The organism is Ruegeria sp. PrR005 (genome assembly GCF_010500245.1).
In the GTDB taxonomy this organism is placed as follows: domain Bacteria; phylum Pseudomonadota; class Alphaproteobacteria; order Rhodobacterales; family Rhodobacteraceae; genus Ruegeria_B; species Ruegeria_B marisflavi.
Map to the genome: position 1 here is coordinate 146,140 of NZ_JAAGOX010000054.1, position 24,988 is coordinate 171,127.

At 63.2% G+C, this 24,988-nt stretch carries 25 protein-coding genes; 18 read left to right on the plus strand and 7 right to left on the minus strand.

What is annotated here, in order from left to right:
* Positions 1–100 precede the first annotated feature (100 nt).
* Complete coding sequence (locus tag G0P99_RS20835) at positions 101–1,744, plus strand: CTP synthase (RefSeq protein ID WP_164132409.1); 1,644 nt, start codon at positions 101–103, stop codon at positions 1,742–1,744.
* Between the two features lie 187 nt (positions 1,745–1,931).
* On the opposite strand, the gene G0P99_RS20840 is transcribed toward G0P99_RS20835, so the two are convergent.
* Complete coding sequence (locus G0P99_RS20840; RefSeq protein WP_164132410.1) at positions 1,932–2,975, minus strand: dipeptidase; 1,044 nt, start codon at positions 2,973–2,975, stop codon at positions 1,932–1,934.
* Between the two features lie 95 nt (positions 2,976–3,070).
* On the opposite strand from G0P99_RS20840, the gene G0P99_RS20845 reads away from it, so the two are divergent.
* The 15 genes from G0P99_RS20845 to G0P99_RS20915 all read left to right on the plus strand — a co-directional run bounded on the left by G0P99_RS20845 (position 3,071) and on the right by G0P99_RS20915 (position 17,725).
* Positions 3,071–3,364 (plus strand): DUF1330 domain-containing protein, encoded by a 294-nt coding sequence (locus G0P99_RS20845; RefSeq protein ID WP_164132411.1) that lies wholly within the window; start codon positions 3,071–3,073, stop codon positions 3,362–3,364.
* A 42-nt stretch (positions 3,365–3,406) separates the two neighbouring features.
* Positions 3,407–3,853 (plus strand): TerB family tellurite resistance protein, encoded by a 447-nt coding sequence (locus G0P99_RS20850; protein ID WP_164132412.1) that lies wholly within the window; start codon positions 3,407–3,409, stop codon positions 3,851–3,853.
* 37 nt (positions 3,854–3,890) lie between these two features.
* Complete coding sequence (locus G0P99_RS20855) at positions 3,891–4,328, plus strand: TerB family tellurite resistance protein (RefSeq protein WP_164132413.1); 438 nt, start codon at positions 3,891–3,893, stop codon at positions 4,326–4,328.
* Entirely contained in the window at positions 4,325–5,077 is a 753-nt protein-coding gene (locus tag G0P99_RS20860) for a phosphate/phosphite/phosphonate ABC transporter substrate-binding protein (RefSeq protein ID WP_164132414.1), read from the plus strand. The genes G0P99_RS20855 and G0P99_RS20860 overlap by 4 nt, the downstream gene beginning before the upstream one ends.
* Positions 5,078–5,186: 109 nt before the next feature.
* Complete coding sequence (locus G0P99_RS20865) at positions 5,187–5,963, plus strand: ABC transporter ATP-binding protein (protein ID WP_164132415.1); 777 nt, start codon at positions 5,187–5,189, stop codon at positions 5,961–5,963.
* A gap of 37 nt (positions 5,964–6,000) precedes the next feature.
* On the plus strand, positions 6,001–6,723 hold the full coding sequence (locus tag G0P99_RS20870) for a transporter substrate-binding domain-containing protein (protein ID WP_164132416.1): 723 nt from the start codon (positions 6,001–6,003) through the stop codon (positions 6,721–6,723).
* A gap of 86 nt (positions 6,724–6,809) precedes the next feature.
* Positions 6,810–7,697 carry an ABC transporter permease gene (locus G0P99_RS20875; RefSeq protein ID WP_164132417.1) on the plus strand — a complete coding sequence of 296 codons (888 nt, stop codon included), beginning with the start codon at positions 6,810–6,812 and terminating at the stop codon, positions 7,695–7,697.
* Positions 7,694–8,503 (plus strand): ABC transporter permease, encoded by an 810-nt coding sequence (locus tag G0P99_RS20880; RefSeq protein WP_164132418.1) that lies wholly within the window; start codon positions 7,694–7,696, stop codon positions 8,501–8,503. Before G0P99_RS20875 ends, G0P99_RS20880 begins: the two co-directional genes overlap by 4 nt.
* A gap of 8 nt (positions 8,504–8,511) precedes the next feature.
* On the plus strand, positions 8,512–9,570 hold the full coding sequence (locus G0P99_RS20885) for an FAD-binding oxidoreductase (protein WP_164132419.1): 1,059 nt from the start codon (positions 8,512–8,514) through the stop codon (positions 9,568–9,570).
* Between the two features lie 189 nt (positions 9,571–9,759).
* Positions 9,760–11,100, plus strand: coding sequence for a glutamine synthetase family protein (locus G0P99_RS20890; RefSeq protein WP_164132420.1), 1,341 nt, complete (start codon positions 9,760–9,762; stop codon positions 11,098–11,100).
* Positions 11,101–11,161: 61 nt separating this feature from the next.
* Positions 11,162–11,842, plus strand: coding sequence for a type 1 glutamine amidotransferase (locus G0P99_RS20895; protein ID WP_164132421.1), 681 nt, complete (start codon positions 11,162–11,164; stop codon positions 11,840–11,842).
* Position 11,843: 1 nt separating this feature from the next.
* The gene (locus tag G0P99_RS20900; RefSeq protein ID WP_164132422.1) at positions 11,844–13,202 is read left to right on the plus strand and encodes a glutamine synthetase family protein; all 1,359 of its coding nucleotides are present in this window, start codon (positions 11,844–11,846) and stop codon (positions 13,200–13,202) included.
* A gap of 569 nt (positions 13,203–13,771) precedes the next feature.
* Positions 13,772–14,515 (plus strand): hypothetical protein, encoded by a 744-nt coding sequence (locus tag G0P99_RS20905; protein WP_164132423.1) that lies wholly within the window; start codon positions 13,772–13,774, stop codon positions 14,513–14,515.
* A 205-nt stretch (positions 14,516–14,720) separates the two neighbouring features.
* Entirely contained in the window at positions 14,721–15,935 is a 1,215-nt protein-coding gene (locus G0P99_RS20910) for a DegT/DnrJ/EryC1/StrS aminotransferase family protein (RefSeq protein WP_164132424.1), read from the plus strand.
* Positions 15,936–16,009: 74 nt separating this feature from the next.
* Entirely contained in the window at positions 16,010–17,725 is a 1,716-nt protein-coding gene (locus G0P99_RS20915; protein ID WP_164132425.1) for an adenylate/guanylate cyclase domain-containing protein, read from the plus strand.
* A gap of 42 nt (positions 17,726–17,767) precedes the next feature.
* Here the strand turns inward: G0P99_RS20915 and G0P99_RS20920 are convergent, their stop codons facing one another.
* The 4 genes from G0P99_RS20920 to G0P99_RS20935 all read right to left on the minus strand — a co-directional run bounded on the left by G0P99_RS20920 (position 17,768) and on the right by G0P99_RS20935 (position 21,621).
* Positions 17,768–18,508, minus strand: coding sequence for a serine protease (locus G0P99_RS20920; RefSeq protein ID WP_239059891.1), 741 nt, complete (start codon positions 18,506–18,508; stop codon positions 17,768–17,770).
* 26 nt (positions 18,509–18,534) lie between these two features.
* Positions 18,535–19,095 carry a polyhydroxyalkanoate synthesis repressor PhaR gene (gene phaR / locus G0P99_RS20925; protein WP_164132426.1) on the minus strand — a complete coding sequence of 187 codons (561 nt, stop codon included), beginning with the start codon at positions 19,093–19,095 and terminating at the stop codon, positions 18,535–18,537.
* 145 nt (positions 19,096–19,240) lie between these two features.
* Entirely contained in the window at positions 19,241–19,687 is a 447-nt protein-coding gene (locus G0P99_RS20930; RefSeq protein ID WP_164132427.1) for a phasin, PhaP, read from the minus strand.
* Positions 19,688–19,818: 131 nt separating this feature from the next.
* Positions 19,819–21,621, minus strand: coding sequence for an alpha/beta hydrolase (locus G0P99_RS20935; RefSeq protein ID WP_164132428.1), 1,803 nt, complete (start codon positions 21,619–21,621; stop codon positions 19,819–19,821).
* Positions 21,622–21,732: 111 nt separating this feature from the next.
* Here G0P99_RS20935 and phaZ point away from each other — a divergent pair, with 111 nt between their 5' ends.
* Both phaZ and G0P99_RS20945 read left to right on the plus strand, forming a co-directional pair.
* Complete coding sequence (gene phaZ / locus G0P99_RS20940) at positions 21,733–23,007, plus strand: polyhydroxyalkanoate depolymerase (RefSeq protein ID WP_164132429.1); 1,275 nt, start codon at positions 21,733–21,735, stop codon at positions 23,005–23,007.
* 2 nt (positions 23,008–23,009) lie between these two features.
* Positions 23,010–23,594 carry a DUF6151 family protein gene (locus tag G0P99_RS20945; RefSeq protein WP_164132430.1) on the plus strand — a complete coding sequence of 195 codons (585 nt, stop codon included), beginning with the start codon at positions 23,010–23,012 and terminating at the stop codon, positions 23,592–23,594.
* Between the two features lie 3 nt (positions 23,595–23,597).
* On the opposite strand, the gene G0P99_RS20950 is transcribed toward G0P99_RS20945, so the two are convergent.
* Positions 23,598–24,293: an alpha/beta fold hydrolase gene (locus tag G0P99_RS20950; RefSeq protein ID WP_164132431.1), complete on the minus strand. Its 696-nt coding sequence runs from the start codon at positions 24,291–24,293 to the stop codon at positions 23,598–23,600.
* Positions 24,294–24,363: 70 nt separating this feature from the next.
* Positions 24,364–24,978, minus strand: a complete 615-nt coding sequence (locus tag G0P99_RS20955; RefSeq protein ID WP_164132494.1) for a hypothetical protein — start codon at positions 24,976–24,978, stop codon at positions 24,364–24,366.
* Positions 24,979–24,988 lie beyond the last annotated feature (10 nt).

Here is a 24,988-nt window from a genome sequence, read left to right on the forward strand (position 1 = left end):
TGGCGCGAATCCTTTATACGTGAAGTCCCGTGATGCTGCGGTTTTTCCAAAACCGCCGGGCAGCTGAATTCTGACTTCTCACGGGGGCAGCCGAACACTCATGGCGCGTTTCATCTTCATCACCGGCGGTGTCGTTTCTTCGCTTGGCAAGGGTCTGGCCTCGGCCGCATTGGGGGCACTGCTGCAAGCGCGCGGATTTTCCGTCCGCCTGCGCAAGCTCGACCCCTATCTGAACGTCGATCCGGGCACCATGTCGCCCTTTGAACATGGCGAGGTCTTCGTCACCGACGACGGCGCCGAGACCGACCTGGACCTCGGCCATTACGAACGCTTCACCGGGGTGGCCGCGCGCAAGACGGACTCGGTCAGCTCGGGGCGGATCTATTCCAACGTGCTGGAGAAGGAACGCCGCGGCGACTACCTGGGCAAGACCATCCAGGTCATTCCCCACGTCACCAACGAGATCAAGGACTTCATCTCGATCGGCGAGGACGAGGTCGATTTCATGCTCTGCGAGATCGGCGGCACCGTCGGCGATATCGAGGGCTTGCCCTTCTTCGAGGCGATCCGCCAGTTTTCCCAGGACAAGCCGCGCGGCCAGTGCATCTTCATGCACCTGACGCTGCTGCCCTATATCAAGGCCAGCGGCGAGCTCAAAACCAAGCCCACCCAGCACTCGGTCAAGGAACTGCGCTCCATCGGCATCGCACCCGATATCCTGGTCTGCCGCTCCGAAGGGCCGATCCCGCAGAAAGAACGCGAGAAACTGGCGCTCTTCTGCAACGTCCGCCCCGAGGCGGTGATCGCCGCGCAGGATCTGTCGACCATCTACGACGCGCCGCTGGCCTATCATGCCGAGGGGCTCGATCAGGCGGTGCTGGACGCGTTCCAGATCAGCCCGGCGCCCAAACCCGACCTGACAAAATGGGAAGACGTCAGCGACCGCATCCACAACCCCGAGGGCGAGGTCAAGGTCGCCATCGTCGGCAAGTACACCCAGCTGGAAGACGCCTATAAATCCATCGCCGAGGCGCTGACCCACGGCGGCATGGCCAACCGGGTCAAGGTCAGGATCGAATGGGTCGATGCCGAGATCTTCGACCGCGAGGATCCCGCGCCCTATCTCGAAGGCTTCCATGCCATCCTGGTGCCCGGCGGCTTTGGCGAACGCGGCACCGAGGGCAAGATCAAGGCAGCACAATATGCCCGCGAACACCAGGTGCCCTATCTGGGCATCTGCCTCGGCATGCAGATGGCGGTGATCGAGGCGGCGCGCAACGTAGCCGGCATGGCCAGCGCCGGATCCGAGGAGTTCGACCACGAGGCCGGCGCCAAACGGTTCGAGCCGGTGGTCTATCACCTCAAGGAATGGGTGCAGGGCAACTACAAGGTCAGCCGCAAGGTCGACGACGACAAGGGCGGCACCATGCGGCTCGGCGCCTATGACGCGGTGCTGGCCGAAGGTTCGAAAGTGGCCGAGGTCTATGGCGCCTGCAACATCGAGGAACGCCACCGCCACCGCTACGAGGTGGATATCAAGTACCGCGACAAGCTGGAAAAGGCGGGGCTGCGGTTCTCTGGCATGTCGCCCGACGGTCGCTTGCCCGAAATCGTGGAATGGACCGATCATCCGTGGTTCATCGGGGTTCAGTACCACCCCGAGCTGAAATCGAAACCCTTCGCGCCGCATCCCTTGTTCGCCGATTTCGTGCGCGCGGCCAAGGAAAGCTCGCGCCTGGTCTGAGCGGGGGGGTGGGGGCTCTGCCCCCGTCGCCTTCGGCGCCTCCCCCGGGATATTTTCAGCAAGAGGAAAGCACAGGACGCAATCCTGCTTCTTTCTGGTTCGAAATACTCCGGAGCGCGAGGCAGCGCCTCGCATCCCGCGCCGCAGGCGCCAAAACAGGTGAGCGCGCCGCAGGCGCACCTTGTAATCAGGGCCGGGTTTCGCGCCAGACCTCCGACAGCACCCGCATCCAGTTGCCCCAGCAGATCCGCTCGATCCGAGCAGGCGGATAGCCATGCTGCTCCATCACCTGGACCAGGGCCGGCAGCTTGTCGACCGAGTTCAGCCATTTGGGCGGCGTGCAGCCGTCGAAATCCGAGCCCAGCCCGACGCCTTCCTCGCCCAGCCGGTCGATCAGGTGATCGAGCTGTGCCAGCAGGAAGGCGGGCGGAATGTCGTCATCCGGCCGCCCGTCCGGCCGCACGAAGGTGGATTCGAAGTTCAGCCCGGCCAGGCCACCGCTGTCGGCCATGATCCGCAGCTGTTCGTCGGTCAGATTGCGGGCATGCGGCACCACCGCATGGGCATTGGAATGGGTTGCAACCAGCGGGCGTTTCGAGATCGCCGCCACATCGCGGAACCCGGCCAGGTTCAGGTGGCTGAGATCGACGAGAATGCCCAATTCCTCGCAGCGCGCGATCAGCCCGCGGCCGCGCTCGGTCAGGCCCGGCCCGATATCGGGGCCCGAAGGATAGCGGAACGGCACACCGTGGCCAAAGACATTGGGCCGGCTCCAGACCGGCCCGAGCGAGCGCAGGCCCAGCGCGTAGAGTTCCTCGAGTTCATAGAAATCGGGGCCGATTCCCTCGGCCCCCTCCAGATGCAGGATCGCCGACAGCACGCCATCGGCCCGGGCGCGGGCGATCTGGGTGGTGCTGGTGCAGATGCGCAGCGCGCCCAGCTCCTCCAGCGCCACCAGCGTGTCCGCCTGCGCCCGGATCATCTCCCAGGCCTGCGCATCCGGCACCGGATCGGGCAGCGGCACGTCGTATTCGGCGCCAAGCGTGCTGAAATCGGTAAACCCATCCGACCGGGACCAGAGCGCGAAGAACCCGCCGCCGAACCCGCCGGCCTGCGCCCGCGGCAGGTCCATCTGGCCGGGCAACCCGGTCAGGTACCCCGGCGCCGCGGCCCGCCCGCCGACCCGGCTCAGCTCGGTGAGCACGTCGTTATGTCCGTCAAAGATCAGCATCCTGTCCCACTTTGCCGAAATCGCCGCACCGCACAAGCGGGATTGCGCAGCCGCGCGTTCCCCGGCAGGTTGACCGCACAATGAAGGAGCGAAAGATGACCAAGGGATACTGGGTCGCCCATGTGGATGTGGACGATATCGAAACCTACAAGACCTACATCGCCGCCAATGCCGCACCCTTTGCCGAGTATGGCGCCCGCTTCCTGGTGCGCGGCGGCGCCTATGAACAGACCGAAGGCCATTGCCGCGCCCGCACCGTGGTGATCGAATTTCCCAGTTACGAGGCCGCGCTCGCCTGCTACCGCAGCCCGGGCTACCAGGCCGCCAAGGCGTTGCGCGATCCGGTCTCGACCGGCGACATGGTGATCATCCAGGGCTATGACGGGTAGTTCGCGCTTGGCGACCCGCTAGATATGGGGTAAATTCCCGCCATGCTTAAAAAGTTGTTCCAGGCCTTCCGGCCACCCGCGCCCACACAACTGCCCGATCCCGACGCCGAACTGGCGCTCGGCGCGCTGCTGGTGCGCGTGGCCAAGGCGGATCGCGACTATCAGGTCGAAGAGATCAGCCTGATCGACCGCATCCTGGCGCGCCTCTACCAGCATAACGCGATCGAGGCCGCCAAGGTCCGCGCCACCTGCGAGAAACTGCATGCCGCAGCCCCCGAAACCGACACGTTCGGTCGGCTGATCCGCGAGACCACCGGGCTCGAAGAACGCCTGGCCGCGCTCGACGCGCTGTGGGAGGTGGTCCTGGCCGACAACGAGGAACGTGAAGGCGAGGTCAAGATCGTCGAGGAGGCGCGCATCGCGATGGGTCTCAGCCGCAAGGACAGCGACGACGCCCGCGCCCGGATTCTGGCCCGCCGCAACGGCTGATCTTGGCGCGGCCAACATCCCGCCCTATAGCTTGAACATGTTTCGCGATTTCCTGAACCGGCTGTCCCAGCCGCAGCCCGACCCCCTGACCGAAGACGACGCCCGCCTGGCGCTGACCGCGCTCTTGGTCCGCATCGCCCGGTCCGACAACGACTATGCCCCGGCCGAGGTGGCCCGGATCGACCGGATCACCGCCCGGCGCTATGGCCTTTCGCCGTTCGAGGCCACCGCCTTGCGCGCCCGCGCCGAAACGCTTGAATCCGAGGCGCCCGATACCGTCCGCTTCACCCGCGCCATCAAGGATGCGGTCGCCTACGAAGACCGCCGCGCCGTGGTCGAAGCCGCCTGGTCGGTGGCGCTGGCCGACGGCCAGCGCAGCGGCGAGGAGGATGCGCTGATGCGGCTGGTGGCCAGCCTGCTGGGCGTCAACGACCTGGATTCGGCGCTCGCCCGGCAAAAGGCGGCGCAGCAATGACCGCGATGCTCGGCATGTATGACATGCCCGCCATCCAGGACGCCAATGACCGGTTCTGGTCGCTGATTCGCACCGAACTGGGCACTGGCCCCGACCGGCTCGACCGTGACCGGGATGTCTGGGAGATCTGGCAGGACCCCGCGCTGGTGCTGGCGCAGACCTGCGGCATGCCCTTTCGCACCCGCCTGCACCAAACCGTGCAACTGGTGGGAACGCCGGATTACGGCCTGCCCGGCTGTCCGCCCGGGCATTACTGCTCGGTCTTCGTGGCGCGCGCCGGGGATGACCGCGATCTGGCGGCGCTGGCCGAGGGGGTCTTTGCCTATAACGAGGCGCTGTCGCAATCGGGCTGGGCCGCGCCCGTCAGCCATCTTCTGGCGCTTGGCCTGCGTCCCGGACATCTGCAACAAACCGGCGCCCATGCCCTGTCGGCCCGGAGGGTGGCGGACGGGTCCGCCGACCTGGCGGCGCTCGATGCGCTGACCTGGGAGCTGCTGCGCGAACATACCGACCTAGGCCCGCGCCTGCGCGAGGTGGCCCGCACCGCGCCCACGCCGACCCTGCCCTATATCACCGCACCGGGCCGCGACGCCCCGGCCATTGCCCGCGCGGTGCGTGCGGCAATCGCGAATCTGGCCCCCGCCGACCGCGCCGCCCTGCATCTCAGGGGGCTGGTCGACATCCCCGCGGCCGCCTATCTGGCGGTCCCCAACCCGCCCGCACCGGACGCATTTCGCCCCCAAGACTGACCATTTCGGCAGCTTCACTGCGCAAACCGTCGTTTTGAACGTTGCAATATGCCGAAAATTCGGACCTAGTTACGCTCTGACAACAAGAACAAAAGCACCGGGACACCACGTGACAGACAATCCCCCCGTCATCCAGATCAAGGACCTTCACAAGGCATTTGGCCAGCTCGAAGTACTCAAGGGCGTCGACATCACCGCCCGTCGCGGCGACGTCGTGTCGTTGATCGGATCGTCCGGTTCGGGGAAATCCACGCTGCTCCGCTGCTGCAACCTGCTCGAGGACAGCCAGCAGGGCGAGATCATCTTCAACGGTGAACCCGTCCACTGGGTCGGCCAGGGCTCCAACCGCCGCCCGGCGGACCCCAAACAGGTGCTGCGCATCCGCACCAACCTCAGCATGGTGTTCCAGCAGTTCAACCTGTGGGCCCATATGACCATCCTGCAAAACGTGATGGAGGCGCCGCTGCACGTGCTGGGCCGCGACCGGCGCGAGGTCGAGGACAGCGCCCGCCGCTATCTCGACAAGGTCGGCATCGGCGACAAATGCGACAACTACCCGGCGCAGCTCTCGGGCGGCCAGCAACAGCGCGCCGCCATCGCGCGCGGCCTGTGCATGGAGCCGCAGGCGCTCTTGTTCGACGAACCGACCTCGGCGCTCGACCCCGAGCTGGAGCAGGAGGTGATCCGCGTGATCAAGGACCTCGCCGCCGAGGGCCGCACCATGATCATCGTCACCCATGACATGAAGATGGCCGCAGATATCTCGTCCCACGTGGTGTTTCTCCACCAGGGACTGATCGAGGAAGAAGGCTCTGCCGAAGAGATTTTCGGCGCGGCCCGATCCGAACGCCTGCGGGGCTTCCTTTCCGCCACCCAGGCCGCATAAACTCAAAAACACCAAACTCTAAGGGGAGTGTCTCACAATGAAAAAACTGATTCTGACCGCCGCCGCCCTGGCGCTCACCGCCGGCATGGGCATGGCCCAGACCGTGCGCATGGGGACCGAGGGCGCCTACCCTCCGTACAACTTCATCAACGACAAGGGCGAAGTTGACGGCTTCGAGCGCGAACTGGGCGACGAGCTCTGCAAGCGCGCCGAACTGACCTGCGAATGGGTTAAGAACGACTGGGATTCGATCATCCCGAACCTGGTGTCGGGCAACTACGACACCATCATCGCCGGCATGTCGATCACCGACGAGCGCGATGAGGTGATCGACTTCACCCAGAACTACCTGCCGCCGACCGCCTCGGCCTATGTCGCCACTTCCGAAGGCGCCGACCTGTCGGGCGTCGTCTCGGCTCAGACCGCCACCATCCAGGCCGGTTACATCGCCGAAAGCGGCGCCACCCTGGTCGAGTTCGCAACGCCCGAGGAAACCATCGCCGCCGTCCGCAACGGCGAGGCCGATGCCGTGTTTGCCGACAAGGACTACCTGGTGCCGCTGGTCGAGGAATCGGGCGGCGAACTGATGTTCGTGGGCGATGACGTGCCGCTGGGCGGCGGTGTCGGCATGGGCCTGCGCGAAAGCGACGGCGAGCTGCGCGGCAAGTTCGACGCGGCCATCACCTCGATGAAAGAGGACGGCACGCTGAACGCGATGATCAAGAAGTGGTTCGGCGAAAACGCCGCCATCTACGAATAATCCCGTCAGGGGCGGGGCGGCCTTCGTCGAAGGCCGCCCCGCCCCCCGCGCGCCATCGCCGCGCCACGCCCCGCAAAGGCTCTCCGATGTTTTCCTACTGCGCTGATCCCGACACGCTTGGCACCTTCCGCTGGTTCTCGTGCTACCTGACCAACGGCGTGCACCTGTCGTTCTACATGTCCTTCATCAAGGTGCTGCTGCTGCTGTTCATCACCGCGCCCGTGGCGCTGGCGGTGGGTTTTGGCGGCGCCATGGCCACCCGGGCGCACTTGGCCCCGGTCCGCTGGCTGGGCGAGGGCTATATCGCGATCATGCGCGGCGTTCCCGATATCGCCTTCTTCCTGTTCTTCGTGATCGCGCTCGACCAGGCCTTTGAATGGACCCGCCACCAGGTCCTGTGCCCCGAATGGACCGACCCGATCCGTCAGGGCAACGACTTCCTCGTCTGCCCCGCCGCCAAGCTGCCGCTTGGCACCGCGCCCGAATGGGTGCATCAGAGCTATTCCTTCTTCCTCGCCGTCATCACCTTTGCCATCGTCTTCGGCGCCTTTGCCGCCAATGTGCTGCGCGGCGGCATGCGCGCCGTGCCGCATGCCCAGTTGGAGACCGCCGCCGCCTATGGCATGTCCCGGCGCCAGACCTTCTGGCGCATCCTCGTCCCGCAGATGTGGATCTATGCCCTGCCCGGCCTGTCGAACCTCTGGCTCATCCTGATCAAGGCAACCCCGCTGCTGTTCCTGCTGGGGATCGAGGATATCGTCTATTGGGCGCGCGAGATCGGCGGCACCAAGACCTCGAAATTCACCAGCTATCCGCATGACGACTGGCGCATGTGGTACTTCCTGTTCCTGCTGGTCTTCTATCTCAGCTTCACCCGCATCTCTGAAATCCTGCTGGAAAAACTGACCGTGCGCCTCAGCCACGGCCAGGCCACCACCGGCGGCGAGGCCCTGCGCAAGGAGGCCGCGGCATGAAATCCTGCATCGACACCATCCAGGACTATGGCCTGCGCTCGATCGGCATCGGCGAACGGCTCTTGCCGAAATCCGACTTCACGCTCTGTGAACAGTTCACCCTGATCGGCTCGGGCATGATCTGGAACATCTATTTCGGCCTGATGGCGCTGGTCACCGGCTATTTCCTGGCCGTCACCCTGGCGCTCGGCAAAAGCTCGTCGAACCGCTGGGCGCGCAAACCGGCGGAATGGTTCATCTTCGTCTTCCGCGGCTCGCCCCTCTTCATCCAGTTCTTCTTTGCCTATTTCTTCTTCCTGTCGCTGAAGAAGAGCTATCCGATGTTCGATATGCTGACCTCGGCCTGGGCCGGGGCGCTGATCGTGCTGTTCATGAACACCGCCGCCTATTCGGCCGAGATCTTCTATGGCGCGCTGCGCACGATCCCCAAGGGCGATGTCGAGGCCGCCGACGCCTATGGCATGAGCGGCTGGCCCCGCTTCCGCCGCATCGTCTGGCCCACCATGATGCGGCTGGCCTGGCCCGCCTACACGAACGAGGCGATCTTTCTCTTTCACGCCACAACGCTGGTCTTCTTCTCGGCCTTCCCGGCCTGGCAACAGCGCGGCGATGCGCTTTATTACGCCAGCTATTTCGCCGACAAGACCTTCAACCCCTTCGTCCCCTACCCGATCCTGGCCTTCTACTTCATCCTGCTGACGCTGACCGTGGTGGGCGTGTTCGGCGTGATCAACACCAGGCTCAACCGTCACCTTCCGGCGGAACGGCGTGCAAAGATGCGCTTCCGCCTCACTCTCGCCCGCTGAGGTCCCGCATGCATGTCGTGGTGATCGGCGCCGGGATTGTCGGCGCCTCCATTGCCGATCAGCTCGCCGCGCGCGGCGCGCGCGTTACCGTGATCGACCGCGCGGGTCCCGGCGCCGGGGCCTCGGGCATGTCATTCGGCTGGATCAACGCCGCCGCGTCAGAGAGCGACAGCTACTTCCGTTTCCGGCTCGCGGCGGTCGCGCGTTTTCGCACGCTCTGCGACACGCTCGACCTGTCGGACGCGGTCACCTGGAACGGCTGTATCTGGTGGGAGGACGAAGGCGAAGCCTTCGAGACCCATCTCGATGCGATGGCGCGCTGGGGCTACGACGTCTCGCTGATCGGCCCGGACGAGTTCACCCGGCTGGAACCCAATGTCGCCAACCCGCCCGAACGGGCGATCTGGTGCCCTTCCGAAGGGGCGGCCGAACCCGACAAGGTGGCACGAGCCCTGCTGCGCCGGGCAACCGCTAATGGCGCCCGCCTGATCCTGGGGCGCGAGGTGACCGGGCTCACGCGCACCGGCGACCGGGTGACGGGGATCGAAACCGACCTCGGCCCGATGTCCGCCGATCTCGTGGTCGTCGCCGCCGGCATCCGCTCGGGCCTGCTGACCGGCCTGCCGATGAGCAACCGCCCTGGCCTGATTCTGCGCACCGCCCCCATTGCCCCGGTGATCAGCCGCATCGTCATGTCCTCGGACATCCATTTCCGTCAGGCCAGCGACGGCCGTCTCTACCTGGGAGAGATCTTCTCGGGTGGCATCGCCACCGAGACGCTCGATTTCGCCAGCGGCCTGATCGACGAGCTGATGACCCGCCTGCGCCGCCGCCTGCCCGGCGTCGCGGACTTGCATCTGGAACAGGCCGCCCTGGGCACCCGCCCGGTCCCCGCCGACGGCTTTCCCGCCATCGGTCCCGTGCCCGGCCAAGATGGGCTCTACCTTGCCACCATGCACAGCGGCGTCACCCTCGGCCCTCTGGTGGGCGAGCTTGTCGCGCGCGAGGTGGTGGAGCAGGACAGCGACCCGCTGCTGGCCTCCTACCGCCCGGAACGGTTCTTCTGAGAACCTGAAACCCCGGTACAAAACGGTCAATTCCCCCCTGATAGGCCGTACAAAACGGTCAATTCCGGTGCGTTTCGCGAACCTCCAGCAGCGGCCAATTCAAAAGGACGGGAAATAGAGCTTGCCAGACCCCCCGGACTGGTAGTAGGAATTTGATCAAATCTAACAGACATCGCATGAGAAGGTCCCATGCAAGCCAAGAACTGGCTGCGGAAGAACCCGCAGGTAAGAACAATTCGTGTTGCCGCCGCCGATCTGAATGGCCAGCCACGCGGCAAGCGCGTGCCCGGTCGGTTCGCCGAAAAGGCGATCGAAGGCGGTACCCGCTTTCCGATGTCGGTAATGAATCTCGACATCTGGGGCGAGGATATCGAAAACAGCCCCCTGGTGCTGGCCTCGGGCGACCGCGATGGCGTCTTGCAGCCGACCGAACGCGGTTTCATGCCAATGCCTTGGCTCGATACGCCCACCGGCCTGTTGCCGATCTGGATGTTCCACGAGGACGGCCGCCCCTACGAGGGCGACCCGCGCCACGCGCTGAATACGGTGGTGAAACGCTATAAGGCGCGCGGCCTGAAACCGGTGGTCGCGGTCGAGTTGGAGTTCTTCCTGATCGACGACAGCGGCCGTCACCTGCAAATCCCGCAATCGCCCCGTTCGGGCAAGCGGCGCAAGGCGGGCGAGATCCTGTCGGTGCGCGCGCTCGACCAGTTTGATCATTTTTTCACCGAGCTTTACGACGCCTGCGAGGTCATGGACATCCCCGCCGACACAGCCATCTCGGAAGCGGGTGTAGGCCAGTTCGAAATCAACCTGATGCACCAGGACGACGCCTTGCGCGCCGCCGACGATGCGTGGCTTTTCAAGATGTTAGTCAAAGGTCTGGCCCGTAAACACGGCTTCGCCGCCAGCTTCATGGCAAAGCCCTACGAGGACTATGCAGGCTCGGGCATGCACATGCATTTCTCGGTCCTCGACGAGGACGGCAACAATGTCTTCGACGATGGCACCGAGCGCGGCAGCGATACGTTGCTGCACGCCGTGCGCGGCTGTCTGGACGCGATGCGGGGCAGCACTTTGATCTTTGCGCCACATGACAACAGCTATGCCCGTCTGGTGCCCAACGCCCATGCGCCGACCGGCGTTGCATGGGCCTACGAGAACCGCACCGCGGCCATCCGCATCCCCTCGGGCAGCCCGGCCGCGCGCAGGATCGAACACCGGGTTGCCGGTGGCGACGTCAATCCTTACCTGATGATCGCAGCGGTTCTGGGTGCCGCGCTGAACGGGATCGAGGACGGAAAGATGCCGCCGCCCGCAGTGTCGGGCAACGCCTATGACGTCGACCTGCCGCAGATCCCCGACAGTTGGGAAGCGGCCATCGAGGCCTTCGAAACCGATCCGGCAGTCGCCCGGATCTTTGCACCCGAGCTGATCCGCAACTATGTCATGACCAAGCGGCAGGAGTATCGCTACATTCAGGAGTTGACGGATCAGGAAAAGATCGAAGTCTATCTCGATACGGTCTGAATCGCTCAGGCGACGGGCAATGCCGGGGCCCCGATCCGGCAATTGTACAATTTGGTGATACATGAAAATTGGCATCCTTCTGACCGGCCACGCCCCCGACGCCCTGATAGGCGCAACCGGCGACTATGACAGGTTCTTCCAACGCCTGCTTGGCCCTCAGAATTTTGAATTCGTGACCTTCGCGGTGGTGGACGGACAGTTTCCCGACAGCGCCGACGCGGCCGATGGCTGGCTGATCACCGGCTCGCGCCACGGGGTCTACGAAGACCACCCCTGGATCCCCCCGCTCGAAGCGCTGATCCGCGATATCCGCGACAAGGGTCAGCCGTTGATCGGCGTGTGTTTCGGCCACCAGATCATCGCCCAGGCCCTGGGCGGCAAGGTGGAGAAGTTCAAGGGCGGCTGGGCCGTCGGCCCTACCGAATACGACCTGGATGGCGAGCGCGTTACCGTGAACGCCTGGCACCAGGATCAGGTGGTGGCCCTTCCCGAAGGAGCCCGGGTCCTGGGCTCCAACGCGTTCTGCCAGAACGCGATGGTCGCTTATGGCGACAACATCTGGACCATTCAGGCGCATCCTGAATACGACAATACCTTCATAGACGGGCTGATCCGCACCCGCGGACGCGGCGTGGTACCGGACACGGTACTGAACGATGCGACCCGCCGGCTGGAAACGGCGCTGGACAGCCCCGCCATCGGTCAACGGATGGTGGACTTCTACAAGAAAGCGAGGGCCTGATATGGCCGACTGGACTGACAACCTCCCCGATGCCGCAAAGGCATACCTGGAAAACCGCCGCCTGGACGAGGTGGAATGCATCATCTCGGACTTGCCCGGCATTGCCCGTGGCAAGGCGGTTCCCGCCAGCAAATTCGCGCGGCAGGACTATTTCCACCTGCCCGACAGCATCTTTTATCAAACCATCACCGGCGACTGGGGCGATGCCGCGGGCGAAGAGGGCTTTATCGAGCGCGACATGATCCTGCGCCCCGATTACTCGACCGCCACCGCCGCGCCCTGGACCGGCGACTGGACGCTTCAGGTGATCCATGACGCCTATGACCGCGACGGTGACCCGATTCCGTTCAGCCCGCGCAACGTGCTGAAGCATGTGGTCTCGCTCTATCACGCGCAGGGCTGGAAACCGGTCGTGGCGCCCGAGATGGAATTCTATCTGGTGGCCCGCAACCTGGACCCGGCCAAGGAGATCGAGCCGATGATGGGCCGCTCGGGCCGCCCGGCGGCGGCACGGCAGGCCTATTCGATGACCGCGGTCGACGAATTCGGCCCGGTGATCGACGACATCTATGATTTCGCCGAGGCGCAGGGATTCGAGATCGACGGCATCACCCAGGAAGGCGGCGCCGGTCAGCTGGAAATCAACCTGCGCCATGGCAGCCCGGTCAAGCTGGCCGACGAAGTGTTCTACTTCAAACGGCTGATCCGCGAGGCGGCGCTGCGCCACAATTGTTTCGCCACCTTCATGGCCAAGCCGATCGAGGACGAACCCGGCAGCGCCATGCATATCCACCATTCGATCGTGGACATGGAAACCGGCGAGAACATCTTCTCAGGCCCGCAGGGCGGCGAAACCGATGCCTTCTATCACTTCATTGCCGGTTTGCAGAACCACCTGCCCTCGGGCCTGGCGGTGATGGCACCTTATGTGAACTCGTACCGCCGCTATGTGAAGGATCACGCCGCGCCCATCAACCTGGAATGGGGCCGTGACAACCGCACCACCGGCATTCGCGTGCCGCTGTCCGGCCCATCCGCGCGCCGGATCGAGAACCGGCTGGCGGGCATGGACTGTAACCCCTACCTGGGTATCGCCATGTCGCTGGCCTGCGGCTATCTCGGCCTGATGGAAGAGAAACGCCCGCGCAAGCAGTTCAAGGGCGATGCCTATGACGGCGAAGGCGATATCCCGCAGGTGATGGGCGATGCGCTTGATATGTTCGACGAGGCCAAGGACCTGCACGATGTGCTCGGGCCGGAGTTCGCCCGCGTCTACAGCATCGTCAAACGCGCCGAATACAACGAGTTCCTTCAGGTGATTTCACCCTGGGAACGCGAGCATCTGCTGCTGAACGTCTGATCAGCGGCAGATTGTTCTCCCTGTGATGCGGGAAGGGCTTGCCCTTCCCGTTTCCTTTTTGGCAGCGTCCGCGCATCGTGTTGGTCCGGTTCGAGCCCGGTGCGGTCGCTCATCGGGTTTACACGCAATCATCGTGCAGTGCACTGGCGCTCAAAGTCGACGCGCGCTCGGCATAAGAACAGACCACTTCGCGAGTGCCGGGAAAATCGTTGACTTGCGCAACCAAAGTGGGCCTCATGACCCGACCCGAAAAAAAGGCGTAAACTCGCGCCGACACTAGGCAGTTGCGGGTTTTCCGATGTCATGGGTAGCCCTCATTTCCCCGACCAGCGCAGCCTTGCGTCGATCCCGAACTTTTCTTGTCTCACTCGTTCTCCAGGAAAGAACAACGGAGGCATGATGTTGCCCCAAGCCAAAGTTCTCAGAAAGATCGTAGGCGCTGCGGCATTGCTGACATTAGCTGGCTGCGCCGGTCCGCCCATCTCGCCCGACAATCCGGGACAATAGATGTGTAGATCATTGCCGGCGATTCAAAGAACTCTTGTGTGAGGCTTATCGGAGTACGACTTATGAAGGAAATCGGTATATTGAGATCATGTTTTCGTCTCCGGGAACGTTTCTTGTCCGAGCCAAAGCGTCGCTTGGGCAAAGAGATGGTGACCTGTTCTATATTGATTGCAACAGTACTGGGGCTCGCTGCTGGCGCCGCAGATGCAGAAGCTTTTGGTATCAAGCTGAAAGATAAGTCGACGGTGGCCGTCGCGACGCCTTACGGCTGCAAGGTCGAGCGTATCGGCGATGTGACGCATTGCATCGATGTACAGAGTTCAATTGAGAATGGAGGTCAAAGGTCCACCTCACTGGATGCGCGGTACCTGACTCCCAACCAGATATTGGGCTCGAGCTTCAAGCGAGAGCCGGATGCCAACGAAAAATCCGCACTTGGGACGGTTGTAGCATTGATTGTCGCAAGCACCGCAAACAAGAACCTGGCCTCGAACAGGAATGTGAAAGTGCTCGATCAAGGCGCAGTCAACATGCTGAAGTCCGATGTGCCGGATGGTTTTGATGGCTGCGCGACCTTCGATATCGACTTGTTGCAAACGGAAAGCAAGCCGGGGCATCAGACCAGGGTCGACAGGTCCGGGGCCGTGTGCGTGAAATACGACGCGCGGCAGAAACGGTACATTGTGGTGTTCGTCAACGTCAACGTCCTTCGCGTGACCAAGGGCACAGGCAGCCAGTTTCCAAAGCGCGCTGCGGGTCTCTCCCGCGATGCCCAACGAGTTCTGGCATCGCTGCGAAATTACTGAAAAACTATTGGCTGAAACTGATGCGCCATTGAGAGCTATAGTCGTCAACTTGGCAGCGTCCGCTACGTCCGCATTGCGGACCAACACGATCTGCGGAACCGATTTCCCCCACTCGGCGGATTTCTGTATGTCCGTTCAGGATTTTCTTGGCTCTGTTACACAACTGATTTACAATTTTGAAAGGTTGAATTCAGGAATCTCAAATATGATGCTGCCACCCAACGTTCACGACGCCGAACCCATTCCCGCCGCCGCGCGCGAAGCCATCGACGCGCTGATGCAATCGGGTGATCTGTTCCGCTATACCGCGCCGCAGGATGCGCCGGTGGCCCTGCTCGAGGCAGAGTTCGCCGCGCTGCTCGGGTCGAAATACGCGCTGGCGGTGTCCTCCTGCTCGGCGGCGCTGTTCCTGTCTCTCAAGGCGCTGGGCCTGCCGCGCGATGCGCGGGTGCTGATCCCGGGCTTTACCTTTGCCGCCGTACCCTCGTCCATCGTGCACGCCGACTGCATTCCGGTCCTGTGCGAGGTCGGCGCCAATTACCGGATCGACATGGGCGACTTTGCGGCCAAGCTGGAGGGCGTGCAGGCCGTGATCATCAGCCATATGCGCGGCCATACCTCGGACATGGACAGGGTCATGGCGCTCTGCGATGCGCGCGGTATCCCGGTGATCGAGGACGCGGCGCATTCTTTGGGGACCACATGGCACGGGCGCAATATCGGCACCATCGGCCGGGTCGGCTGTTTCTCGTTCCAGTCCTACAAGATGATCAACGCGGGCGAAGGCGGCATTCTGGTCACCGACGACGCCGATCTGGTGGCGCGCGCGGTGATCATGTCTGGCGCCTACGAGCATAACTGGAAGAAACACAAGGGGCCGGAGGGACAGAATTCGCCGGAACTGGCCGAGGCCTTTGCCCGCTGGCAGAACAAGCTGCCGCTTTACAATCTGCGCATGTCGAACCTGAGCGCGGCGGTGATCCGCCCGCAAATCCCCGAACTGGCACGCCGGGTGCGCGACGGGCTGGTCAATCACGACTATGTGGCGGGTCGCCTGAACACGTCCCCCTTCATCGACGTCCCTGCCCCGTTGGCGCCGGAACGGCGCGCCCCGGATTCGATCCAGTTCAACCTGATCGGGCTGGACGAGGCGGAAACCCGCGCCTTTGCCGCCGCCGCCGAGCGGCGTGGGGTCAAGGTGCAGGTCTTTGGCCTGAGCGAGGATAATGCCCGCGCCTTCTGGAACTGGCAGTTCCTGGGCGATGTACCCGACCTGCCGCAGACCCGCGCCATGCTGATGCGCGCCTGCGACGTGCGCCTGCCGGTGCGGCTAAGCCGGGCTGAGTTGGACGTGGTCGCCGATATCCTGCTGGCTGCAATGGCCGAGGTGACCGGCCCCGCCCGGGCCTATGGGACCTGAGGCATAGATTTTCCTAGGAAAATCGCCGCCGTTTTGTTGGAATGGGTTTGCCCGTTCCAACAGAGCAGACCCCGATGACCCGACGCCTGACCGCTATTCTTGCTGCCGATGTCGTCGGGTTTTCCGCGATGATGGGCCGGGACGAGGCCGGCACGCTGGCCCGCCTGATCGACATGCGCAAGACCGTGTTCGACCCGGAAGTAGCGCGCACCGGCGGCCGGATCGTCAAACTGATGGGCGACGGCGCGCTGGTCGAGTTTTCCAGCGTCGCCAATGCGGTGTCCTGCGCCATCGCGGTGCAGGAAAGGCTGGCCTCAGATCCAACGCTGAAACTGCGGATCGGGATCAATCTGGGCGACGTGATCCTTCAAGGGTCCGATCTTTACGGCGACGGTGTGAACATCGCCGCGCGGCTCGAGGCGCTGGCCGAACCCGGCGGTATCTGCGTTTCTGGCCCGGTTGCCGACAGCCTGGGCAGCCGACTGGACCCGCGTTTTGCCGATACCGGATTGCAGCAGCTCAAGAACATCGAAAAACCTGTCCGGGTGTTGCGCTGGTTGCCGGACATGGAGCCCGCAGCAGCCCTGGCCGAACCGGGGTTCGACCGGCCAGGCATTGCGGTTCTGGCCTTTGACAACATGTCCGCCGACCCCGAGCAGGAGTATTTCTCGGACGGGATCGCCGAGGACATCATCACCGCCCTGTCGCATTTCCGCGAATTCAAGGTCATCGCCCGCAACACGACCTTCACCTACAAGGGCAAGGCCGTTCGCGTCGATCAGGTCTGCCGGGATCTCGGCGTGCGTTATCTGCTCGAAGGCAGCGTCCGCAAGGCGGGCAACAAGGTTCGTGTCACGGGACAGCTGATCGACGGCGAGACCGGTGCCCATCTCTGGGCGGACCGCTACGACCGCTCGATCGACGACATCTTTGCGGTTCAGGACGAGATCACCCAGGCCATTGTCGAGGCGGTGGCGCCCGAGACCATGAACGCCGAGTTCAAACGCGCCCGCAGCCGGCCCGAAAGCCTGTCATCCTGGGACAAGGTCCTGCGCGCGCGCTGGCATCTGGGTAAGTTCTTGCAGCCCGACAACGAAGAGGCGCGCGCCCTGCTGAGCCAGATTGTCGCCAGTGACCCCAACATGAGCGAAGCGCATGCCGGGATCGCGCTCTGCGATCTGATGGCCATGCTGCATGTCTGGCGCACCGACACGGGGGCTGCGATCCAATCGGCCAAGGCGTCGGCGGAAAAAGCGGTCGAACAGGACGACAACAACGCCAATGCCCATGCCATTTTGGGCATGGCCTGCAACTTTGCCCGCGATTTCGAAGAGGGAGAAACCCATCTGATGCGTGCGATCCGGCTCAACCCCAACCTGGCGGTCGGATACGGGAACTGCGCCGCGCTCTACGGTGTCTCCGGCCAGTACCCCGAGGCAAAGGCGGCCTATGAACGGGCCGCGGCGCTCAGCCCACGGGATCCTCTGAAACCTTTCTGGCGGGGTGGTTTCGGCATCGGAGCCTATGTCGCCGCGGATTACGAAACCTGCCTCAACAATGCGCAGGCAGGCCTGCGGGAAACACCGGGATATGCCTCGCTGATGCGGCAGGAAGCTGCCGCACTGGCAATGCTGGGAAGACAAGAAGAGGCGCACGCCTCGGTCGGCAGGCTGCTGGACAAAATGCCCGGCCTGACCGTGACACGCGTCCGCGCAATCGTTCCGGTCCGGCACGAGGATGATTGGGAGCGCTGGCTGGAGGGGCTGTGCCGGGCCGGTTTGCCGGAGTAAGCACCGCGCTACGAGAGCGATGTTCACGCGGACTTGCGGCCTTCACTCTTGGTTCAGGTCGAACATCGCCACTGGCAGGAAAAGAACCGAAACGCCTTCGGCCGTTGGCGCGATACGGGACACGATCGCCGCTACAGCAGGCTGCTCAGGCGAGCCGGACAACAGCGGCGCACCGGAATCGCCCCGCATCACCGGGCAAATCCCGCGTAGCGCTCCATCCGTCCCCCGGGATACCGGGCATTCCCCTGTCACGCTCAGCACATGCGGGCGCAATCCGCTGTATCCCGCAACGAAACCGGATTCTCCAGGCAAGGTAACCGGCAGCATACCGATCGACCGGCCCAAGGGCTGAACCAGTTCCAGCACCGCCCAATCGAGCGCTAGATCAGGGTGAAACCCGCCGCCGACACCCTGTTTCGGATCGAGCCGATAACGGCGCACGGGCGAACTCGCCGTTGCCTCGCCCCGCTGGTATCCCGCCACGAATTGCACCGCCCCCGGAGGAATCCAGCGTTTGCGCGCCTGATTGTACAGACAATGGGCTGCCGTCAGCACCAACCGCTCGGCGACCAGAACACCGGTGCAATGGAGCCGGGTCTCGGGACCGGCAAAGTTCACACGGCCGATGGCGCGCCAAGGGGCTTGCGCCGCGTCCGCGATCCGGCGCGCCCGGATGTCCGCACATCCGGTATCGGATTGGCGACCCAATCCGCAGATTCCGTCATAGTCGGGCGTCAGCACACCCTGCGCCTGCCCTGCACCGATCGGCAGCAGGGCCAGCAAAGCCAGCAGCCAAAGCCGCGCTAAGATCAACTCAGCTTGGAAAGCTTGCGCTGCAACTCGGCCAGTTGTTTCTTGATATCGTCCAGATCCTCGCCCGAGTCCGACGTACCGGCTTCATCCTGCTTGCGCCCGGGGCCGCTCCAATTGCCGCCAAGCCCGCCGGTCATGGCGCGAATGAATGCCTCCTGCTGGGCCTTGAGCGCCTCGAACCCCGGTATCTGGGCCATCGGGTTCATCGCGTTCATGTTCTCCATCAGCTTGGACTGGCTGTCGCGCAGCATGTCGAACGAGCTTTGCAGGAACTGGGGCATCATGCCGCCGCCCGGCAACATGTAGCTGCGCACGAGGTCGTTGAGCACGTTCACCGGCAGCACGTTTTCACCGCGGCTTTCATGCTCGGCAATGATCTGAAGCAGGTATTGCCGCGTCAGGTCGTCGCCGGATTTCAGGTCGACGATCTGCACCTCGCGCCCGGCGCGGATGAACCCGGCGATATCTTCCAGCGTCACGTAATCGCTGGTCTCGGTATTATAAAGGCGCCGGCTGGCATAACGCTTGATCAGCAGCGGCTTGTCTCCATCGCCCAAGGCGAACCCTCCCCATTTTTATCGCGCTGCGGCAAAGCCTATGCGAGCGCAGCACAAAAGAAAAGAGAAAGGGCAGGTCTTTCGACCTGCCCAGCGGGTGTGCACCTAAGGGGGGAGGAGAGAGGGTGCGCCCCCGCGCTTTCGCTTACTTTGCAGCTGCGGCTTTCTTTGCAGCGGCGGTCACGTCGTTGGTGGCCTTCTTGACCGCTGCGGTCGCATCTTCGGTGATGTCCTTGCCGGCAGCCATCAGCAGCTCGACGGTGTCCATCTGCACTTTCTTCGCAACTTCGGCGAAGGCGGCCATGTTCTCGGCGGCAACTTCAGCCGACGCGCTGGCGAAATCGGTCATCGCCTTGGCATAGTCTGCCGGCTCTGCCTTTGCTTTCGACATGTCGCTCAGCTTGGCCAGGGTTTCCTTGGTCCACTTGCTGGAAATCTCGGCCGATTTCTCGGCGGCTTCCAGAGCGACGCCCGACAGTTTCTCGTTCAGGGCTGCGGTCGACTTGAACGCGTCTTCCATTGCCTTGGTATCAACCGGGAATGCACCCATCATGTCTTTCATGACGGCGGAAAAATCTTGGGTCTTTGCCATTGTCTCAATCCTCTTTGCCGGGTCCGGGCCCACCCCGTTTCCTTCGGCTTGAGAGGAATATGCTTTCTGCGGTGCAGCATTTCAAGTTTTTTTTGCTGCACCGCAGAATATTTTCACCTAAGCCCAAGAAATCAATGACTTGCCTTGGCAACCACATAGGTGCCGGGCGCCGGGCACAGGCGGGGGTGATCCGAATCACCGGTGTCCCGGGCGGGAACCTGCTTGCCCGAGCGCTTTTGCATCCAGGCATCCCACATCGGCCACCAGGAGCCTTCGTTGAAATCGGCCTCTGCCATCCACGCATCGGCATCCAGCTTCAGGTCGGGGTTGGTGTAGTGGCCGTATTTCTTCTTGGACGGCGGGTTCACGATCCCGGCGATATGACCGGATTCCGACACCACAAACGTCTTGGACTTCGATCCCATCTGCTGCACGCCGCGATAGCAATCCTTCCAGGCCGCGATGTGGTCTGTCTCGCAGGTGATCGCCATCAGCGGCACGTCCACATCGCGCACATGCAGCGTGTGGCCCATCAGGTCGAACCCTTCTCCGGCGAACTGGTTGCGCTGGCACAGGCCACGCAGATATTGCTTGGCCATCTTGCCGGGCAGGTTCGCGCCGTCGCCGTTCCAGTACAGCAGGTCGAACGCCGGCGGCGTCTCTCCCAACATGTAGCTGCGGATCGCCGGGGAATAGACCAGGTCGTTTGACCGCAGATAAGAGAAGGTGCGCGCCATGATCCAGGACCGCAGCACGCCGTCCTTGTCGACCTGGTCTTCGATCCCGTCGATGAAATCGTCCTGAAGGAAGGGGGTGAACTCGCCCTGGTCCGAAAAATCGGTGAGTGCGGTGAAGAAGGTCGCCGATTTCACCGACTTGTCGCCGGTCTGCTTCATCAGCGACAGCGTCAGGCTCAGCGTGGTGCCCGCGATGCAATAGCCCACCGCATTGACCTGCTTGACCTTGCAGATCTTCTTGACCTCGTCGATGGCGGCCAGGAAACCGTCCTGAACGTAATCCTCCATCCCCACATCGGCATAGCTGGCATCCGGGTTGATCCAGCTGACGACAAAGATGGTATAGCCCTGCTCGGTCACCCATTTGATGAAACTGTTCTGCGCCTTCAGGTCGAGGATGTAGAACTTGTTGATCCAGGGCGGGAACAGCACGATCGGCGTTTCATAGACAGTCTCGGTGACCGGCTTGTACTGGATCAGCTCCATCATCCGGTTGCGATACACGACATCGCCCGGCGTGGTGGCAATATTGCCGCCAACCTCAAAGGCGCTCTCGTCCGCCAGCTTGACCACCAGTTCGCCGCCATTGGCCTCGAGATCCCGGATCAGGTTCTCCAGCCCTTGCAGCAGCGACCGCCCCTCGGTTTCCACCGCCCGTTCCAGCGCGTCGGGGTTGGTGCCCAGGAAATTGGTCGGCGCCATCAGGTCGATGATCTGCTGCGAGAAGTACTTGAGCCGCTTGCGGTCCTTGTCCGGCAGATCCTCGACCGAGGCGACCGCCTGCGCCAGCGCGGCGGCGTTGGTCTGGTACTGCTGCTTGACGAAGCGGAAATAGGGGTTGGTTTCCCAAAGCGGGTTGGCAAAGCGACGATCCTTGGGCGCCCCTTCCCCTTCTTCGACCTCGCCGGTCAGCAGAGCCTGTTGCGCTTCGGCGAAATTCATCACCGACTTGCCCCAGAATTCCAGCTGCTGCTCCAGCAACTTGGCGGGATTTTGCCAGGCTTCGGTCCAATAGGCCGTTGCTGCCTTTGCAAAAAGCTCTTGATTCGGGGAATCCAGCGCGGGCGTATGCGGCTTTTTCCCGGCCATGAGTTCGACCAGCCGTTTGGACAGCTGTTCGACTTTGGCCATATTTTCCTTGAGCTGTTCAAAGTGTTCGCCGGTCAATTCCGGCGTATTCCCGTCACTTGTTGTCATTTTAAGGAATCCCCCTTAACGTCGCTGCTATGCAGAATACCGTCGTGGGTGTCGGGGGGCAAAGCGACGAATGGTCCAAACTCTATGGGTGTGGCTTAGGAGGCCCATTTCATGCGCTACATGATGACCTACGATTTGATGGAAACCGTTCGGAACACCAACCAGTGGCTTGGGGCGACTGCCAGCGCGATGGCATCCTATCCCGCCTTCTCGATGGTTCCCAACCCCATGTTCAACTGGATGGCCGCCTGGGGCGAGGTGACCGAACGCACCTTCCAGCGCATGGTCGTGAAACCCGACTGGGGGATCCGCACCTTTACCTGTGAGGACGGCAAGGATCACCTGGTCGAAATCACCACCGTGGTCGAGCGGGACTTCGGCGATCTCGTCCACTTCAACGTCGCCGGCCGAGAGACCCAGCCGCGCAAGGTGCTGATCGTGGCCCCGATGTCGGGACACTATGCAACGCTCTTGCGTTCGACCGTGAAGAGCCTACTGGTCAATTGCGAGGTCTATATCACCGACTGGCACAATGCCCGCGACATCCCGGTGTCCGCAGGCAAGTTCGATGTCGAGGATTACACGCTTTACCTTGTTGATTTCATGCGCGAACTTGGCCCCGATACCCATGTGGTGGCGGTTTGCCAGCCGGCGCCCCTGACCCTGGCCGCGACCGCCTATCTGGCGGAACTGGACCCCAAGGCACAGCCCAGCACGCTGACCCTGATCGGCGGCCCCGTCGACCCCGACGCCACTCCGACCGAGGTCACCGATTTCGGCCGCCGCGTCACCATGGGCCAGTTGGAACAATCGATGATCCAGCGCGTCGGGTTCAAGTATCAGGGCGTTGGCCGGATGGTCTATCCCGGCCTGCTTCAATTGGCCTCCTTCATGTCGATGAACGGCGACCGTCATTCCAAGGCGTTCACGGACCAGATCTATCGCGTGATGCGTGACGAGGCATCCGACCACGATGCACACAACCGGTTCTATGACGAATATCTGGCGGTCATGGACATGACGGCGGAATTCTACCTGTCGACGGTCGAGCGGGTCTTCAAGAAACGCGAAATTGCCAGGAACCAGTTCGTGGTCGACGGCCACAAGGTGGATATCTCGAAAATCACCAATGTTGCGGTAATGACCGTCGAGGGCGCGAATGACGATATCTCGGCCCCGGGCCAGTGTATCGCCGCGCTCGACCTGTGTACCAGCCTGCCGGACAGCAAGAAGGCCAGCCATCTTGAGCCCGAGGCCGGTCATTACGGTATCTTTGCCGGCCGCAGCTGGCGCGACAACATCCGCCCGCTGGTGATCGAGTTCATGAACAACAACGCCCGCAAGGATAACAAGATCAAGGTCGCCAACACGAATTCGGCGGCCTGACAATGCCAAAGCGCCCCGCACAACCGCTGGCTTTCGCCTGCGCCTGCGGGGCGCTGTCCGGCCATCTGACTCCGGCAGCGGTGCAATCCGGCACCCATGTGGTCTGCTATTGCGCGGATTGCCGGGCGGGCGAGCTTTACTTCAACCAACCCGATCCGGCGCCCGGCCCGGTGAACATTTTCCAGCTCTGCCCCGATGGAATCGTGATCGAAAAGGGGCGCGAGCAGCTTGCGCTGATGCGCCTGTCGCCCAAGGGCTTGTTCCGCTGGTACGCCAAGTGTTGCAACACCCCGATCGCAACCACCCTGAAATCGGCCAAGACCCCTTTTGCCGGGTTCAACACACGGCGACTGGCCGATACGACCGCATTGGGGCCGGTGCGCACGCAAGGATTCGTGCCGCGGCCCGGCGGCGGCACCAAACACATCAACGCCGCACCGGCGGTTTACGGGTTGTTGTCCCGGATGCTCGCTGCACGGCTGTCGGGCCGCTGGCGGGAAACCCCGTTCTTTGATCCGACCACCGGCGATCCGGTGGCGGACCCCCATATCCTGACCAAGGACGAACGCCGGGCGCTCTACCCCTGACGGTCAGGCCGCCAGCCAGCCGCGCAGATGCTCCGTCACCGTTTCGGGAGTTTCCAGCGTTGGCAGGTGGCCCGCATCCTCGATCACCTTCAACTCGGCTCCACTGATCAGCTCCGCTAGGAACGTATGCCGCCGGACCGAGGTCATGCGGTCATGCGCGCCGCACAGGATGAGGGTCGGCACCTTGATCTTGCGCAGGGTGCCCTGCTGATCGGGGCGCCGTTGCAGCGCCTTCATCTGCCGCACAAAGACATCCGGGCCCAGCCCTACCCCCATGTCGCGCACCAGATCCAGCAGCGCCATCCGCCCTGGCCCCGGCGCCAGCGTCTCGGGCCGCATCATCTGGGCCAGGGCCTGGTCCAGCTTGCCCACCCGTGCGCTGATCATCAGCGGCTCGCGTCCGGCGGCGATCTGCGGCGTATCGGTTGTCGCGTCGGTGGACATCAGGCACAGCCGCGTGATCCGCTCGGGTGCCCGCCGCATCAGCTCCATCGCCACGATCCCGCCCATGCTGAGCCCCGCCAATGCAAACCGCGCCGGAAGCTGCGGCAGGATCGCCTTGGCGATCTCCTCGATGCGCTCGGCCTGGGTGATCGGACAGAAGGTGACGGCCCGGTCAGCCGACAAATGGCGGATCTGATGATCGAAAAGCCGCGCGTCACAGGCCATGCCCGGCAGCAAAACCAGGGGTTCGGTCATTGTCATCCCTTCCGCCACTCACCTCAACTGGCGGCAGAATGGGCATTTTCGGGCGACCGGACAAGCCCTCTCAGGGGTACCGGATGCCACGGAAGGGTGGAAAATCGGCATAGGCCGCCTGCCGCTTGTCCAGCGGCACCGGCGGCTCTTCTCCTGCCACCACCAGCCGCCCGCGCGGCGCGATATAGCTGTCGATCCGGCGCAGCGGCACGGGCCGCCACACCAGGTTGAAAGCGCAGAGTTTGGGAAAGAACCAGATCTCGGAATAGTCCAGGTGATCGTGCAGCCACCAGGCCAGATCGCGCCAGTCGCGCCCCTGCGCATAGCGGTCCGCGAACCAGGGGATCACCACCGAGGCCCCGGCGATGCGCGCCTCTCCTCGGCCCCGGTCCCAGATATGGCATTCCAGCGGATGATCGTTGCGGGCACAGTTCAGCCGGTTCTCGTTGCCGAACCGGTTGAGTGCCGCCGAGCGATAACCCGAGCGCACCGCGATACGGCCGAATGTCTCCTCCAGCGGGTCCAACAGCGTCTCGCAAAAGGCCCGCCCGGTCTCGATCGCCAGATCCGGATCGTCGGGAATGTTCTGCTGCGCATGAAAATTGCCGATCTCGGAATAAAGGAAATCGCGCATGAAGAAATGCCGCGACAGGCGCACGCGGCCCAGGGTTTCCAGGCTCCACATGCTGCCCGGG